Here is a 16,772-nt window from a genome sequence, read left to right as displayed (position 1 = left end):
GAATCATTCCCAACAGAATGATAACGAAATGAGACTTACACTCGTAGGAAGCTCCTTCCTCGACAGCCGAAGGCTGGCAGGGAGGAGGAGTTCACTTAGGAAGAGTTGTGATAAATTGAACCTCATCATTTGTTTCTGAATGGTATCTGCGATAAATAAATTACCATAAGTAATATATAGGTACCAAAAAATTACTTTGTGCTTTAAGAGGTATATGTAATGGTCAAAAAATCAATTCATGAGATCAACAGCAAGATCCGTGACGGAAGCGTCAATGTGGTTACTGCGGAGGAAATGGTTCACATTGTAGGTGAACTGGGCGCGGAAGAAGCTTCAAAGGAAGTCGATGTGGTTACTACCGGTACATTTGGTGCCATGTGTTCATCAGGTGTCTGGCTGAACTTCGGTCATTCGGAGCCACCTATTAAGATGCAGAAGGTTTTTCTGAACGATGTTGAAGCTTATACCGGTGTTGCAGCAGTGGACGCTTTCATAGGTGCAACACAGATATCCGAGACCTTAGGTATGGATTACGGTGGCGCACATGTTATAGAAGATCTCATCAGGGGCAAGTCAGTGCATCTCCATGCAATGTCTCATGGAACTGATTGTTATCCCAGGAAAGTTCTTGATACCACACTTTCCCTTGATGATATGAATCAGGCAATTATGATGAACCCTCGTAATGCTTACCAGAAATATAATTCTGCGACCAACAGTACCAAAAGCACAATACATACTTATATGGGGTCACTACTTCCGTCCTTTGGAAATGTCGTATATTCAGGAGCAGGTGTTCTTTCCCCGTTATCAAACGATCCGGACTACATGACCATCGGAACCGGTACCCGGATATTCCTTGGAGGTGCACAGGGATATATTACAGGACAGGGGACTCAACACTCTTCAGGTGGTGGATTCGGTACCCTGATGGTTCAGGGTGATCTTAAGAATATGAGCACGGATTATATCAGGGCTGCAAATTTCACAGGTTACGGCACATCACTGTATGTCGGAATGGGAGTACCTATCCCTATATTGAATGAACAGATTGCCCGGGCAACTGCAGTCAGCGATGCCGGTGTAACAACTAAAATACTGGATTACGGTATACCCAGCAGGGACAGACCTGCAATCCGCGATGTAACCTATGAAGAGTTACGCAGTGGCTTTGTGGAGATCAATGATAAGGAAGTTCCGACTTCTTCACTTTCAAGTTTTAAGAAGTCCAGGATAATTGCCAATGAACTTAAAGACTGGATCACCAGAGGTGAGTTCTTTGTATCAATGCCTGTTGAAAGGCTTCCAAAGGATGTTTCAGCAAAACCAATGAAGCAAACTCAGGGAATAGCTCTTGTTTCTGACATTATGGCTGTAAATGTTGTGACAATAAAGAAAAATGCCAGTATATATGATGCAGCAAAGACGATACTTGACACTTCATTTAATCATCTTCCTGTGCTGAATGAAGATAATACTCTGGCGGGAATTATGACTGCATGGGATATATCAAAGGCAGTTTCCCTTAACAAATTCGATCTTGTGGAAGACATAATGACCCGAAAAGTGATCACTGCAAATGCAGATGAGCAGGTTGCAGTGGTGGCAAGGAGACTTGACCAGAATGAAGTTTCTGCCATGCCTGTTATCAAAAAGGATGGGCAAGTTATAGGAATGATCACAAGTGATGATATCAGTAAATTGTATGCCAGGAGGTCATAGATTTGAAAATCAAGATCAATATTTCAAGTGACATACTTATAAAACCGATCATGGCTGAAGCAATACTTGAAACCGGTGTACTTCTGAACATATCCCAGGCACATTTTGATCGTTCACACGGTGAAGTGGTTGCGGATGTGGATGAAGATAAATACGAGTTAATGATGAAGTCACTTACAAATAAAGGTGCTGTTGTCACACAACTTGATACCCCTATAAAGTGGGATGAGAATGAGTGTGTGGAATGCAGTGCATGTGTTTCTGTATGTCCTACCAAGGTATTCTCTCTTGATGAGGATTTTAACCTGAAGGTTGATGAAACCAAATGCATCCAGTGTGGAACATGTGTTGATATGTGTCCACATAATGCTTTATCACTTGGGAACAACAAGTGATAAACTATTTTTATTTTTCTTTATATTCTATTTCAGTATCATGAAAGAACATTTCAGACTTAAAGAGACCATCGTTACAATCCAGGCAGATTCGCAGTCATATATTGAGCTTGCCAGGGATTCCATCAGGTCAAATCGAAGAGAGCTCGAGTCCTATATTTCTTATGATCCTTTTTTCCAGAGTACCCTTGAACCATATGATTCCAAAGGAGATTTTCCTGATGTCGTAAGAAGAATGGTTGATGCAGGTAACGCCATGGGTATTGGTCCCATGAGTGCAGTGGCCGGAACTATATCTGCTCTTGCGGTAGAAGCTATGGTTGATGCCGGAGCAAGATTTGCTATTGTGGATAATGGCGGTGACATTGCTATTATTAATGACAGACCTGTAGTTATGGGAATTTATGCAGGTACTTCTCCTTTGAAGAACCTTGGATTTGTAATGGAACCTCGTGACTCAATAACAGGTGTATGTACTTCTTCGGGTAGTGTGGGTCCTTCCATAAGTTTTGGAATGGCTGACGCAGCTGTGGTATTTTCAGATAATGTTTCGTTAGCTGATTCTGCGGCAACAGCTCTTGGCAATTCGACTGAAATCGGAAGGGAAGCAGTTGAAGTCTCCTTTGAGGTCATAAAAAATGTTGAAGGGATAAAAGGAGCCATTGTAATTCAGGGAGAATATATGGGCTTCTGGGGAGATGTTCCTGATATCCAGCGTGCTGATGTAAAATATGAATGCATCACCAAAGGTTGAAGTTTATTATTCCTGGTTCTGAGTTTCTTGCTCACAAAATTTATTTTGTAACTCTTTTTTCTTTATAAACTCAGGTATGCTTAAATAGAATAAGTAAAGAAAATTTTAATGGAAAACGGGGCAGAACTGATTATCTGGTTCTGAAGTATAAATATAAGGGGGAAAAATATGGCAGCATCGCCAATAATGAATAGTGTATACACTATGTTAGATGAAATGATAGCTTTTCTTCCGACTTTAATCGCTGTAGTAGTGCTTTTAATAGTTGGAATGGTAGCAGGAAAGGCATTAGGTAAGATCGGGTCGAAAATACTCGATAAGATCGGGCTTGACGACCTGATAGACAAAACATCCATCGGAAAGATGATTGAGAGGACAAATATTACTACAGTGGAATTTTTTGATGCCACGATCAGGTGGTTCGTTTATTTTGTTTTTGCTGTGATTATTATTGATCTTCTCAATGTGCAGATAGTTGCAGACTTTATCACACAGATAATTTTGTACATACCAATCATACTCTCTGCAGTAGTAGTACTAATTATCGGACTTCTGGTAGTTGACTTCCTTGCAAATCTTGTGGAGAACATACTTGTAGCGGCAGGACTTGATGAGCAGATAGCTAAAACAAGTCTTGGAAGTGCAATGGAGTCAAGTGGTTTGGCAGGTTCGAAGCTCATTGCCCTGATTGTTCAGGTATTTGGTTATCTGTTATTTATCATGGCAGCCTTGAACATACTCAAACTTGACATAATAGCAGGAGTGGTAGCTTCTATACTGGCATATCTTCCAAATCTCTTCGCAGGTATTCTGATCCTGTTGATCGGACTGCTATCCATTGATCTGTTTGCGGGTTACGTCAGCAGTCTCCTTAAGAATATGAACGCACAGGGTACGAATATATGGATTCCGGCTCTTAGGGGCTTCCTTGCTTTCGTTGTCATTCTCCTGGCACTGGATGCAATGCTCATTGACACAAGTATATTCTATATACTCGTTGGACCACTTGCGTGGGGAATTGCAGTTGTGGTTGCGTTCAAGTGGGGAATTAAGGAAGCACTTGTTGAGTATGCAAAGGCAAGGAAATGATTTTCTGTATCCTATGGCGGAAAATCCATGTTACTAATGCTGGCAATTTGTGCCAGCGTTTATTTTTTTATCAATTCTTTTGAACAAAAATCTTTTATCTATTTAGAGCAAGAAGACCACCCATTTCAATGTGTGGATGAATTGAGTCAAACTTAGTAAACATTTAAATATAATTGTAACTTATAAATATTTGTATGAAATGTTTGCTTTTTTACATCGAGTGATTGAAATGAAACGAGGTTATAGATATCGAATATACCCTAACAAAGAACAGCAAATTTTGTTAGAGCAACATTTTGGTACTGTTCGATTCGTATACAATCGGTCACTTTTAATTAAAAAGCTTATGTATTCTAAGTTTAAAATCAATGTTAGTGAAATTGATTTGAACAACAATTTAACTTCTCTTAAAGAATTACATCCATGGCTAAAAGATATAAATTCACAATCTTTGCAACAAGCCAACAAGAACTTGTTAACTGGATTCAAGAACTTCTTTGAAGGAAACGGAAGATATCCTACAAGAAAGAATAAACGGAACAACGATTTTTCGTTTCAAGTTCCTCAAAACTATCAGATTAATCTTACTACTTCAAAGATTTACCTTCCTAAAATCGGTTGGATAAAAATTGTTCTTCATAGGGATTTCTTAGATAAAGAAGTCATTGAAAATGAACTTGTAACAAAAGAAGTAAATGGAGAACTTATCCTTGATCAGAAACTTAACAGGAAGCTTGATATCTTTAAGACTTTAACTGTTTCCAAAACATCAGCTGGAAGATATCATGTGAGCATTCTGATAGATGATCATGTTCCTGAACCAATACCAGTTGAATTTAATGAGAATACAACAGTTGGAATTGATGTAGGAATTAAATCATTTGCTATTCTTTCATCCGGAGAAGTTATTGAAAATCCTAAGTTCCTGAAGAAGTCTCTTATGAAGTTGAAGAAACTACAAAAAGAAGTTAGCCGGAAACAAAAAGGTTCTAAAAACAGGAAAAAAGCAATTGCTAAATTGGCAAAACACCATCAGTTAATAGCTAATCAAAGAAATGATTTTCAGCATAAGATATCTATGAAATTAATTAGCGAAAACCAAGCTCTAGTTACCGAGAATCTCAATGTATCCGGAATGATCAAGAATCATAAACTTGCTCAAGCTATCAGTGATGTTGGATGGTCTGAATTCATTAGAAAATTAACTTACAAAGCAAAATGGTATGGTAAAACCATTCTACAAATTGGTAGATTTGATGCATCATCAAAGTTGTGTAATATTTGTGGATATAAAAAGGATGATTTAACTCTTAATGATAGAGGATGGGAATGTTCTTCATGTAAGACATTACATGACAGGGATGTTAATGCAGCTATCAATATCAAAAACATTGCTTTGAATAACTTAAACACCGTAGGAACTACGGGAAGAGCTTGTGGACTTACTGGCGTTGGTCAGAGGAATGAAGCAAGAAGCCACTGATTTTAACCAGTGGTAGTTCACTGTTCCGGTCCAATCCTGAATCTGTTCACTTTCTTTAATACGTACTTAATTTGTATGGATGATGAGTAACATGTTATCTGATAAAGTTGCAAATATTCCTCCTTTTTATGTTATGGAGGTACTGGAACGGGCACAACAGCTTGAAGAAGAGGGCAGGGACATAATTCATCTTGAGATCGGTGAACCGGATTTTCCTACAGCTTCCCACATATGTGATGCTGCTAAGGAAGCTATGTGTGCAGGAAATACCAAATATACTCACAGTCAGGGGCTTATAGAACTTAGACAGGCAATTTCAAGGAACTATAAGGGTAGATTTGATGTTGACGTGGACCCGGCTCAGATTATAGTTACTTCAGGAACCAGTTCTGCAATGCTTTTGCTTTTCCTTGCTATGATAGATGCAGGGGATGAGATTATCATGTCGAATCCTCATTATGCATGTTACCCGAACTTTGTAAGAACTGCAGGAGGTGTGCCTGATTTCATCTACACCAATGAAGATAACGGTTTTATGTTACAGGCAGATGATCTTGCCGCACATATAAATTCTGAAACCAAGGCCATACTTATCAATTCCCCATCAAATCCCACAGGTCAGGTTCTGTCCGCAGAAACTCTCATGGAAATTGCACAGGTGGCAGGTGATGTCCCTATCATTTCTGATGAGATATATCAGGGACTTGTGTATGAAGGTGAAGACCATACTATATTAGAGTACACTGACAATGCCTTTGTCCTGAATGGATTCTCAAAGCTTTATGCTATGACTGGCTGGAGACTGGGCTACCTGATCTCGCCAAAAAAGTATATCAGGACTCTGCAGAAAGTCCAGCAGAACCTCTTCATTTCCACAAATACCTTCGTTCAGTATGCTGGTATTGCTGCGCTTGAAGGACCACAGGAACAAACTCAGGAAATGGTCAGGACATATAATGAGAGGCGTCTCTACCTGATAGGGAGGTTAAGGGAGATAGGTTTTGATATAAGAAATGAACCAAAAGGGGCATATTATGTGCTTGCTGATGCCCGTAAGTTCGGTGAGGAGTCTCTTGCACTGAGCAGGCAGATACTTGAGGATATTGGCGTTGCCATCACACCGGGAATTGATTTTGGTCAGGGTGCCGAAGGTCACCTTCGTTTTTCTTATGCAAACAGCCTTGAAAATATAAAAGAAGGAATGGACAGACTGGAAAAGTATCTTATGTGAATTAAATGAAAATATAATCATTCTGTTAATCGGGTTGGATTCTGAGTTTCAACTCATATTTATTTCTTTATTTTAATATAACCTACTTTTTGTAGGTAAAATTGGTAAACTTAAAATACTACCTGTTGTATACAAAATTATAGTCTATTATGATTACATAGCAGGCAAACTCCCATCATCAAATCCATAAAAGGTAGTTTTTGAAATGACAACTGAGAGAACTGAAGATTATCTGAAGGTTATCGAGAAGATAATTGAAAGAAAAGGCTATGCACAGGTCAAGGATGTTTCAAGGGAGCTTGATATAAGTTCTCCTAGTGTCACAGGAATGTTCAAGAAGCTTACAAAAATGGGTTTTATCAATTATGAGAAGTATGGTGGTGTCACACTTACTCCTGAAGGAGAAAAGATTGCAAAATGTACCATGGAAAAGCACAGTGTTATTAAGGATTTCTTACTAATCCTGGGTCTTGACAAGGAAATTGCTGATCAGGATGCCTGCAAGATAGAACATGTACTGGCTCCGGAGACATTTGATACACTGACAAAATTCGTCGAATTTATGAACATGAAGGACGAGTGGCCATACTGGCTGGATCATTTCAGTTACTATTGTGAAACCGGGAAGTACATCGATTGCAGTCCTTCTGCGAAAGAAAACTGTCCTGTTCACGGAAAGAAGAAATAAGTGTCATTTGAAATTGATGTGCTTATTCTAACCTTATTTTATTAAAGTCTGCAGGTACATTTTAATATTTTTAATCCTGATGTGACTATCTTTTCTTTTTTGCATACTAACACAAATTAGGTAATGCGAAATTGCTAAATACCAAAAACGGTTTAGACCTACCATAAAAAAAGGACAGGGAACGACTTGCTGGAAGAAAATGATACCACATTGGATACACTAAAACCCGGAGAGAAGGCCAGGATCACAAAGGTACGGGTCAGGGGTTCTGCAAGGCGAAAACTTATGGATATGGGAATGGTTGCAGGGACTGATATTGAACTTGTCAGAAATGCACCTCTTGGGGATCCCATGGATTATAACATAAAAGGTTATCACCTGTCAATTCGTAAAGAAGAAGCAAAACAGATATTTATTACTAAACTCTGAACAGGCTTTTTTCCGAACCTTTAGATATTTTAGTAGACATTTATTATAGTATAACTGTTCCTGAGGATAGTTCATGGATGGCAGTAAAATAAAAATAGCACTAACAGGAAATCCTAATGTTGGCAAGACCACACTTTTTAATGCACTGACGGGTTCCAGGCAGCATGTTGGTAACTGGCCCGGCGTTACAGTGGAAAAAAAGAGTGGCAATGTCTCATACAAGAATTATGATATTGAAGTTATTGACCTGCCCGGAACATATAGTCTTACTGCTTATTCCATTGACGAGATAGTTGCCCGTAATTATATCATTGAAGAGAAACCGGATATTGTAATTCAGGTTGTAGATGCATCCAACCTTGAAAGGAACCTCTATCTTACAACTCAGCTCATGGAACTTGGATCTGAGATCCTTATTGTACTCAACATGTGCGATATTGCAGAGGAGAGAGGCGACAGGATATATATTGATAAAATGGAAGAGCTTCTGGCAACGCCGGTTATAAAAACGGTTGCAAGCCAGAAAAAAGGCATCTGCGATCTTCTGGATAAGGTTATCGAGCAAAAAGAGATCAAGCAGTATCATGGTCATGAGATAGGTTACGGTGCTGAGATAGAAGAGAAGATACTTGAAATTGAACAGGTACTTGCAGAAGATGAAACCCGCGACAGCAGATATCCGCTCAGATGGATAAGCATTCGTCTTCTTGAAGGTGACAGCAACGTCAGAGAGAAAATTTCAGACAGTCCTGTTTATGATCGTGTGATTCAGATAATAGATTCCATTGATCAGGAAGAGTTTGAGGCCGAAATAGCTGATAAACGTTACATAGCCATAAATACTATCTTTCCTCAAATGTGCACCAGGGCCAATGACAAACTGACAAAATCAGATATGGTGGACCGGGTTCTTACGAATAAATATCTTGGAATTCCAATCTTTCTCGCGCTCATGTGGGGCGCATTCGAACTTACTTTTGCTTTTGCAACACCTTTCATGGATATGATCGATCTTGCGGCATCTTGGGTTGCAGGGTACGTTTCATCAAGTCTGCAACCAGAGTGGCTTGCATCTCTTGTGGGCGATGGTATTATCGGTGGTGTAGGGGCGGTACTGGTATTTGTGCCCAATATTTTCATATTATTCTTCCTGTTGTCACTTCTGGAAGGAAGCGGCTATCTTGCAAGAGCTGCGTTCATTATGGATAAACTAATGTATAAAATCGGAATGCATGGTAAATCCTTTATTCCTATGCTCATGGGATTTGGGTGTAATGTGCCCGCAATCATGGCTGCCAGAAGCATTGAAGATGAAAAGGACAGGCTCATCACAATACTTGTAGTGCCTTTTGTTTCGTGTGGAGCAAGGTTGCCAATATATGTGTTGTTTGCGGGAACTTTCTTTGGCAGACAGGCAGGTACTGTAATATTCGGAATGTATATTCTGGGAATAGTTATCGCGATAATCTCTGCAAAGCTCCTCAGGGTAACAGTTGTCAGGGGCAAACCTGCGCCATTCATCATGGAACTTCCACCTTACAGGGTTCCTACTCTGAGAACCAGTCTTATACACATGTGGGACAACGGTTTCATGTACATCAAGAAAGCAGGTTCTATTATATTAGTAGGTGTAGTGGTTATATGGGCACTTGCATCGTTCCCATGGGGTGTGGAATATGGAAGCGAGGATAGTTATGTAGGTAGTCTTGGCCATGCGGTGGAGCCTCTGTTGAAGCCTCTTGGATTTGATTGGAAGATCTCGGTCGCCTTGATATTCGGACTGGTTGCCAAGGAGATCGTTGTTGCATCCATGGGTGTTCTTTATGGAGCAGGGGATAATTCTGAAGCCCTTACCGAACGTCTTATGGCGGATCCGGGACTGAATGCACTGAATTCACTTAGTTTGATGGCTTTCAGTTTGCTTTACATGCCCTGTGTGGCAACTGTAGGTGTCATTAAAAAGGAAACAGGTTCATGGAAGTGGACGGCATTTGCCATTTTCTATGGAATAATTGTTGCATGGATCACTGCATTTGTGATATATCAGGGAGGTGTCATGCTTGGATATTAATGAGATCCCCGAGGAAAAACCTGATACAAAGGTGCCTGTGATCTTCTCTGCGATCTGCGGTTCTCTATATATTATACTGGGGCTTGTGCAACTGGCGGCAGGAACCGGTAAGATCATCATTGGTCCTGAATTTAATATGGCATTAGCTGATGTTCTTTTCGTACCGTCTGATATCATCGGTTCTTTTGTACTGCTACTCATTGGAACGGTATTTATTTATGGTGTTATGGAAATGCGCTCCGGTGTATATGAGGGAATATCTTACGCTTATGTGGGAATTCTCATTGCACTTATATTTGCAGTTATTTACCTTCTGGTAAGCACGGGCAATTTGCTTGAAGCATATCTTCTCAGGAATGAGGATTTTGCGGGCTGGACACCTGTTAGTGATCTCAGGCCCGGTATATATCTGGCACTAATCCCGTTATTTGCATACATTAAATGGAAAGATATATTTGACCCGGTTCCGAAAAACTAACATTATCAGAGTGGCTGAATTTTATGATAAAAGAAACACTGAAGATCTTGTTCATCGATAATCACACGCTTCTGGAAGCAGCGGATGTAGTCGGTATTAAGCAGAGCGATATAAAAGACAGGCTTATTATGCTGCAGCATATGGGGTATGTTCGGGAGGTCTGTAATAATTCCAGTCCAAAGTCTTCTGCATGCTGTTCATGTAGCGCATCTTCTTCCTGTTCCGGCAATAATGAAAGTATTGAAGGTAAGGCATATGAATTGACCGAAAAGGGTGAAAGGCTATGCTTCAAATGAAAATGTGTTAGAATTAGCACTTGCAGAATCAATTTTATTTATATTTTAATAAAGGTAAAGCAGTTTATTTTTTTATGTATCTTTAGCAGCTTTCGGATATTTCAAAAGCGGTACTGTTAAATTAATGCAGTTTTGAGATGTACTTCAATCAGTTTAAATAATGATAGTAAGAGACAAAAATTACCGCAACATATATTTTTAAGTTCGGACACAGATACTACGTTATTAAATTTAAAAGGATTTAAAAGGGATTCAAATGAAACTTGGAGTTGCAATAGACATAGGTACCAGTGGTATCAGAGCACAGAAAATAGATCTTGATACTGGTGAAATTCAAAAAACAGTTATCACTCTCCGTAACCCGCTCCCTGGAGCAAATGTTATGGACCATCTGGATTTTGCCATAACTTACGGATTGGATCTTGCTCAGGGTCTGCACGTTAATGCTGTAAAGCATATTATTGAGACGCTTGGTGTTAAGCCGGAAGAAATGGAAAGGATGTCAATTTGTGGAAACCCTATACAGCTTTCTATTTTCCAGGGAATCCCAATCGACGACCTTGCTTATGCAGGAGAAAGAAAGAAGGAAAAACTCAATATCAAGGAATCTGACAGAAGCGCAAGGATCATTGACTGTTCTGAGATCAAGGGACTGGATGTATATCCAAATGCAAAGCTCGTTGTTCCGCCTGCAATCAGACATGAAGTTGGTGCCGATGCACTTGCACTTATCATTAAGTCTGGTTTCCTTGATACAAAGGAAACTGCAATTGCAACTGACTACGGAACAAATGCAGAAATGGCACTTATCCATGAAGGCACAATCTACACCGGTTCCGCTGCAGCGGGACCTGCACTTGAAGGTCAGCAGATCAAATACGGTAAACTTGCATCACCATTTGTTGTTTCCGATGTTGAATTTGAAGGCGCTGGTCTTAGAAACTATGTACTAGACGGTGAAATGAACACTGTCCAGGGTGCACTGACCGATCCAAAGAACGGTGACGTCATGGCAGACGGGGTACAGATGTGGAGATGCGCAGCTCCATCAAAGCTTGACAATGGTCAGCAGGAAATGACTGACTGTGAGGGTACCATCAAAGCCAAAGGAATTACCGGTACAGGTGTTATCGCAATTATTGAAGCAGGAATGAAGAATGGAGTTATAACACTTCCAAAGATAAACACACCAGATCACATCCTCTATCTGCAGGACAAGATCAAGTTCTTCGAGAAGGACGTTGAAGCAGCAGGCCTTGCAATTGGTGCAATCCGTGCAGGACATCTCGCACTCTGTAACGCAGCAGGAGTAGAAGTATCCGATGTCAAGAAGGCATACATGTCCGGTGCCGCAGGTACCTATATGGACGCTGTCAAGGCGCACCAGGTCGGCATGGTCCCATTCGATGTTGACGAAGTTATACAGATCGGTAACACTTCACTTATTGTTGCAAGGGAAATTCTCCTTTCGGAGGACAGGCTCTGGGAACTTCAGGATATCGCATCAAAGATCGTCAGCAACCATGTAATGTTTGCAACTGACGCTGCATTTAAGGAAGCATATATCCAGGAGATCTCATACTGGACTGAAGGAATGCCATTTAAGATGCTCAAGAAATTCCTCAAGAAGAAGGGACTTCCAAAGATAGACATGCCGGAAAAGGAAACAAAGGTCAACAAGGTTGTTGAAAAGGACATTCCTGTACTTGGTCCGGAGGGACTTCAGGTCATTGAACATGTCGGTACATATCTGACCATGAAGGTTGATTGTCCTGAATGTGAGAAGTGCATCAAGGTTTGTCCGAATGACGCAATCACCATTGATGCTGAAGGAGTTGTTATGATAAGCTCCGATCTCTGTGACGGCGCAAACTGTAAGAGATGTATCAATGCATGTCCAAAGGATAAATTCAAGTGGGAAAATCTTGTAGTCATGGAGCAGGCTTAATTTAGCCTCTTCTTTTATTTTTTAGAAGGAATGATATATGAAAGCTTTAGTAGTAGGCGGATTTTTAGGTAGCGGTAAGACATCAACTATTTTAAGGTTAGGAAGAGAATTCAGCAAGGCCGGGAAAACGGTGGCGATCATTGTCAATGAGATCGGTGAGATAGGTCTTGACGGCGATGTTATATCCAAATATGGCCTGGATACAACCGAATTAACAAACGGATGTATCTGCTGTACGCTTAAAGTGAGCATGAAAACAACAATAAGTTTGCTCTACAAAAATTACAACCCGGATATATTGCTCATTGAACCAACAGGTATTGCTTTCCCACATGTTATCAAAGAAGATATCAAGTTGATGAATCTGGATGGTGTGACGGTTCAACCCCTTGTTACACTCATAGATGGTAGCAGATTTAAGCAGCTTATGAAGGAAGTCAAGAATTTTGCCATGAGGCAGATAATTGATGCCGAAATATTGGGGATCAACAAGATAGATCTTGTAGACGAAATCAGAATACCAATTCTTGAGGCTTCTGCACAGCAACTCAATCCAAATGCAAAGGTTATAATGCTGTCCACTTCCAAAGAAGATGAGCATTGGGATGAATTTGTCAAGCTTGCAATGGGGGATACGCCTAGTAAACATGGAGAAGTCACAAGTTCTCAAACTCCTCTTATCGATGATGAAACAGGACAACCTATTGATCAAAGCACAGATTCAATTGAAGCTTCCGGAATATCCAGTTATGCAACTGAGTTCCTGCTGGAAGGAAGGATATCCACTGGTGTAGCACAAACAACTGCAAAGGATATTATGAATAGCCTTAAGTCAAAGGTTATAGAGCTAAGTCCTGAATTTGTCGGACACATAAAGCTGTTTATTGAATCTGACTCAAATACTGTCAAGACAAATCTGACAGGATATGATCAGGAAATTACTGAAGAAGTGATAGATACTACAACTGGAGATGTGCCCCGACTTAAGGTTCTCTCCGCAGTATCAAGTATTGACAAGGACAAGCTTGAAAGTATAGTAAATGATACCATTTCGGATAAACTGGGCAACCAGGGCATAAGTTTCACACACAGCAAACCACATGATCACAATCATGACCATGGTCATGCCAAACCTATAGATTTAGTCAATAACAATTGATTATAATTGATTATAGTGGTCATTTGCAGCAACTTCTTTTGCTGCTATCTTTTTTTATTTGTCTGAATAATTTATTGGGCTATTTTTCATTTTTAATTCGTGTTTAATAGAACATTTTTTTCTATTTCTTGTAAGGCGTCTCTGCAAAATCATGTCGTATATAAGCATAACGCATAACATGCGATTTCAGCTACTATCTAAATATTTATTGTTTGATTCTTTGTACACTTCGACTTTTGACGATACTTAAATCGAACGGTTAACAATTAGTTAAAAAATATGGATCTATTTGAGATCAGCAGTTTTTTTATGTGTATAATTAAAATTATTAGTTTTATTTGCATCACTTCACAAAATAAATAGAAAATACACTAATTATATTACTTTTAAAATTTAAGTGTATACAACAAGCAAACTTTAGTTAAGTTGCTGAAACTGCAACTATTGACCGGTCATATATAAAGTTAACTGCAACTGTCTATTTATCTTTTGCATTTATGTTAAAAAAATTGCAAAAATATGGGTTAACATTCAAAATATTATAAGGCTATTAGTTATTCATTTGGGCTAAAAACTGACTACTGGGAGTACTGTATAAAATAATGTTGCTTTTTTTTATGAAATCTATATTATATATTTCAATACCGCTATGTTTATATAGCTGTCTGGAATAGGTGTTTATGTGGAAAGATGAAGTTAGCAAATGACTAAGATTTGTTAGCAAATGGTTGTGGAGACTTTTGCTACAATAAACAATGTCAGGAGCTTACAGATGTCCATCTGCTGCATTACGACGTATACTTCGATTGAATGTATACCGGCGTTGCAGTAGGAAGTCAATCTAGATCTAAGGAGGTAGAATTAGATGGATGTAGACCCAAGCAAAATATTAGTTAGGTATAATGTTGCTAAAGAAAAAGCACAGACACCTGAAGAGATGGCAGCTGAGATGTATCCAAGCGCAGAACCTGCAAAGACAATCTGTGCTGCAATCTTTGACGGAGAAGAAGACGACGTGATCGAAGGTCTTGAAAAGGCAATCGAGGGCGGAGCAGACCCAATAGCACTCATCGACGATGTGCTTATGGTAGGAATGAAGATTGTCACAGACTTATATGACCAGGGTGTAATCTTCTTACCAAACGTTATGATGTCAGCAGATGCAATGCTTGACGGTATCGAATTCTGTAAGGAACAGGGTGGCGCAGCACCAAAACCAAAAGGAAAGGTTGTATGCCACGTAGCAGAAGGTGACGTACACGACATCGGTAAGTCAATTGTAGCAGCACTCCTTAGAGCAGCTGGCTACGAAGTAGTTGACCTTGGCCGTGATGTACCAGTCGACGAAGTTATCGCAGCTGTAAAGAAGGAAAGCCCAATGATGCTCACCGGTACAGCACTGATGACAACAACAATGTATGCATTCAAGGAAGTCAACGACAGACTCCTCGAGTCCGGTATCAAAATACCATTCCAGTGCGGTGGCGGAGCAGTTAACCAGGACTTCGTTACACAGTACGAACTCGGTGTATATGGTGAAGAAGCAGCAGACGCACCAAAGATGGCAGATGCAATCGTTGGCGGAAAGGGTCTTGCACAGCTGAAGGAACAGTTCCACAAACACTAAACAGAGGTGACAGAAATGGTTAAAAGATACACATCACTTGCATACAAGAATGCTGACGACATGATCTTCGGAAAGTCAGTATACCCAGTAAAGGCAGAACTTGGATTAGAAGTAGGTGCAGGATACGTAACTGGTGAAGTTAACTACGCACCAAGGCCAGAAGCTGGTGTCTCCAAAGAGAAACTCGTTTCAGAGTACCGCAGACTTACAACTGACATTATGGCAAGAGCTGTACAGGTCGGTTTCCCAGCTATCTCACTCGAGACAGAACACGTAGAACAGATGACCAACAACCCAGACTGGGGAGGAGAAGTCGCACACGTCCAGAAGACCATCATGGAAGAATACCATGAGGAATATGGAATCAAGACAGCTCTCAGACACACTCCTGGTGATATCCGTGAGAACCGTGACCTCCTTGCACTTATCGGCGCAAAGTATGACACCCTTATGGAGTCATTCGAAGCTGTAGCAGACGCAGGAGCAGACTTCCTGTCCATCGAAACAATGGGCGGTAAGGAAATTCTTGACTACGCAATCCTCAGGAACGATGTACCTGGTCTTATCTACGCAATTGGCTGCCTCGGTTCAATTGACATGACCATGATCTGGGAAGACATCAGGAAGATCGCAGACAAGAAGGGAAGAATTGCAGCTGGTGACACAGACTGTGCACAGGCAAACACTGCAATGTTTATTGCAGGTGGTCTCCTTGACAAGAACCTTGCACACACCCTTGCAATCATCGCAAGAGCAATCTCCGCACCAAGGACACTCGCAGGATATGAAGCAGGTGCCCAGGGTCCAGGAAAGGACTGTGGATACGAGAACACAATCGTAAAGGCAATCACAGGATGCCCAATCGCTCAGGAAGGAAAGACCTCAACCTGTGCACACTCAGATGTAATGGGTAACCTTGTCATGCAGTGCTGTGACCTTTGGTCAAACGAATCTGTAGAATACCACGGTGAATTCGGTGGTACATCTGTACAGTGCTGGTCCGAGTCCCTTAACTACGATGCAGCAATGCTCAACGTAGCAACTGAGACAGGAAACGCAAAGATGCTTCGTGACATCCTCGTACTCTCTGACAAGTACAGAGACCCACAGGGATATGTCCTCGCATACGACAACGCATACAAGGTAGCTGAGTCAATAGCAAAGGACGGAGACGACCTTTACCTCCGTGCAAAGAACGCAGCAATCGCATGCTGTGACATCCTGAACGACGCAGACAAGAAGAAACTTGTCATGTCCAAGTTCGAGACAAACGCACTCAACGATGCAAAGGCAGCACTCGATGCAATGACCGACGAAGCCGACACCTTCATGAGCGAGAGTCTCGAGAAGTACAAGGCAGAAGTCGCTGTCTTCAGACCAGACGACAACTACAAGTTCTAAA

The 16,772-nt window shown here is 40.6% G+C and carries 15 protein-coding genes; all 15 read left to right on the top strand.

The window, feature by feature from the left end:
* The first annotated feature begins 219 nt into the window (after positions 1-219).
* The 15 genes from J2746_RS13940 (at position 220) to mtaB (ending at position 16,771) form a co-directional block, all read left to right on the top strand.
* A complete protein-coding gene (locus J2746_RS13940; protein ID WP_209622435.1) occupies positions 220-1,722 on the top strand; it encodes a homocysteine biosynthesis protein in 1,503 nt (500 codons plus the stop codon).
* 2 nt (positions 1,723-1,724) lie between these two features.
* Positions 1,725-2,117: a 4Fe-4S binding protein gene (locus tag J2746_RS13935; protein ID WP_209622433.1), complete on the top strand. Its 393-nt coding sequence runs from the start codon at positions 1,725-1,727 to the stop codon at positions 2,115-2,117.
* Between the two features lie 40 nt (positions 2,118-2,157).
* A complete protein-coding gene (locus tag J2746_RS13930; RefSeq protein ID WP_209622430.1) occupies positions 2,158-2,871 on the top strand; it encodes a UPF0280 family protein in 714 nt (237 codons plus the stop codon).
* A 168-nt stretch (positions 2,872-3,039) separates the two neighbouring features.
* Positions 3,040-3,960, top strand: coding sequence for a mechanosensitive ion channel family protein (locus tag J2746_RS13925; RefSeq protein WP_209622427.1), 921 nt, complete (start codon positions 3,040-3,042; stop codon positions 3,958-3,960).
* 229 nt (positions 3,961-4,189) lie between these two features.
* Complete coding sequence (locus J2746_RS13920; protein WP_209622424.1) at positions 4,190-5,443, top strand: RNA-guided endonuclease InsQ/TnpB family protein; 1,254 nt, start codon at positions 4,190-4,192, stop codon at positions 5,441-5,443.
* 91 nt (positions 5,444-5,534) lie between these two features.
* Positions 5,535-6,674 (top strand): pyridoxal phosphate-dependent aminotransferase, encoded by a 1,140-nt coding sequence (locus J2746_RS13915; protein ID WP_209622421.1) that lies wholly within the window; start codon positions 5,535-5,537, stop codon positions 6,672-6,674.
* Between the two features lie 205 nt (positions 6,675-6,879).
* Positions 6,880-7,362 carry a metal-dependent transcriptional regulator gene (locus tag J2746_RS13910; protein WP_209622418.1) on the top strand — a complete coding sequence of 161 codons (483 nt, stop codon included), beginning with the start codon at positions 6,880-6,882 and terminating at the stop codon, positions 7,360-7,362.
* Between the two features lie 186 nt (positions 7,363-7,548).
* Entirely contained in the window at positions 7,549-7,791 is a 243-nt protein-coding gene (locus J2746_RS13905) for a FeoA family protein (protein WP_209622415.1), read from the top strand.
* Positions 7,792-7,864: 73 nt separating this feature from the next.
* Positions 7,865-9,862 carry a ferrous iron transport protein B gene (gene feoB, locus J2746_RS13900; protein WP_209622412.1) on the top strand — a complete coding sequence of 666 codons (1,998 nt, stop codon included), beginning with the start codon at positions 7,865-7,867 and terminating at the stop codon, positions 9,860-9,862.
* Positions 9,852-10,340, top strand: a complete 489-nt coding sequence (locus J2746_RS13895) for a hypothetical protein (RefSeq protein ID WP_209622410.1) — start codon at positions 9,852-9,854, stop codon at positions 10,338-10,340. The genes feoB and J2746_RS13895 overlap by 11 nt, the downstream gene beginning before the upstream one ends.
* Positions 10,341-10,363: 23 nt before the next feature.
* On the top strand, positions 10,364-10,636 hold the full coding sequence (locus tag J2746_RS13890; protein ID WP_209622407.1) for a hypothetical protein: 273 nt from the start codon (positions 10,364-10,366) through the stop codon (positions 10,634-10,636).
* 256 nt (positions 10,637-10,892) lie between these two features.
* Positions 10,893-12,584, top strand: a complete 1,692-nt coding sequence (locus J2746_RS13885) for an ASKHA domain-containing protein (RefSeq protein WP_209622404.1) — start codon at positions 10,893-10,895, stop codon at positions 12,582-12,584.
* Between the two features lie 37 nt (positions 12,585-12,621).
* The gene (locus J2746_RS13880; protein ID WP_209622402.1) at positions 12,622-13,743 is read left to right on the top strand and encodes a GTP-binding protein; all 1,122 of its coding nucleotides are present in this window, start codon (positions 12,622-12,624) and stop codon (positions 13,741-13,743) included.
* A gap of 865 nt (positions 13,744-14,608) precedes the next feature.
* Positions 14,609-15,370, top strand: coding sequence for a methanol--corrinoid protein MtaC (gene mtaC, locus J2746_RS13875; protein ID WP_209622389.1), 762 nt, complete (start codon positions 14,609-14,611; stop codon positions 15,368-15,370).
* Between the two features lie 15 nt (positions 15,371-15,385).
* Positions 15,386-16,771: a methanol--corrinoid protein co-methyltransferase MtaB gene (gene mtaB, locus J2746_RS13870; protein WP_209622387.1), complete on the top strand. Its 1,386-nt coding sequence runs from the start codon at positions 15,386-15,388 to the stop codon at positions 16,769-16,771.
* Position 16,772: the final 1 nt, after the last annotated feature.

Origin of the sequence: Methanolobus bombayensis (genome assembly GCF_017873415.1) — an archaeon.
GTDB lineage: Archaea > Halobacteriota > Methanosarcinia > Methanosarcinales > Methanosarcinaceae > Methanolobus > Methanolobus bombayensis.
The sequence above is the reverse complement of the archived record's forward strand: the minus strand, read 5'-3'. Positions and strand labels throughout refer to the sequence as shown.

Excerpts from the sequence above, each read along its gene's own strand:
- J2746_RS13940 (WP_209622435.1), top strand. The coding sequence starts at position 220 with ATGGTCAAAAAATCAATTCATGAGATCAACAGCAAGATCCGTGACGGA.
- J2746_RS13930 (WP_209622430.1), top strand. The coding sequence starts at position 2,158 with ATGAAAGAACATTTCAGACTTAAAGAGACCATCGTTACAATCCAGGCA.
- J2746_RS13925 (WP_209622427.1), top strand. The coding sequence starts at position 3,040 with ATGGCAGCATCGCCAATAATGAATAGTGTATACACTATGTTAGATGAA.
- J2746_RS13920 (WP_209622424.1), top strand. The coding sequence starts at position 4,190 with ATGAAACGAGGTTATAGATATCGAATATACCCTAACAAAGAACAGCAA.
- J2746_RS13915 (WP_209622421.1), top strand. The coding sequence starts at position 5,535 with ATGTTATCTGATAAAGTTGCAAATATTCCTCCTTTTTATGTTATGGAG.
- J2746_RS13910 (WP_209622418.1), top strand. The coding sequence starts at position 6,880 with ATGACAACTGAGAGAACTGAAGATTATCTGAAGGTTATCGAGAAGATA.
- feoB (WP_209622412.1), top strand. The coding sequence starts at position 7,865 with ATGGATGGCAGTAAAATAAAAATAGCACTAACAGGAAATCCTAATGTT.
- J2746_RS13890 (WP_209622407.1), top strand. The coding sequence starts at position 10,364 with ATGATAAAAGAAACACTGAAGATCTTGTTCATCGATAATCACACGCTT.
- J2746_RS13885 (WP_209622404.1), top strand. The coding sequence starts at position 10,893 with ATGAAACTTGGAGTTGCAATAGACATAGGTACCAGTGGTATCAGAGCA.
- J2746_RS13880 (WP_209622402.1), top strand. The coding sequence starts at position 12,622 with ATGAAAGCTTTAGTAGTAGGCGGATTTTTAGGTAGCGGTAAGACATCA.
- mtaC (WP_209622389.1), top strand. The coding sequence starts at position 14,609 with ATGGATGTAGACCCAAGCAAAATATTAGTTAGGTATAATGTTGCTAAA.
- mtaB (WP_209622387.1), top strand. The coding sequence starts at position 15,386 with ATGGTTAAAAGATACACATCACTTGCATACAAGAATGCTGACGACATG.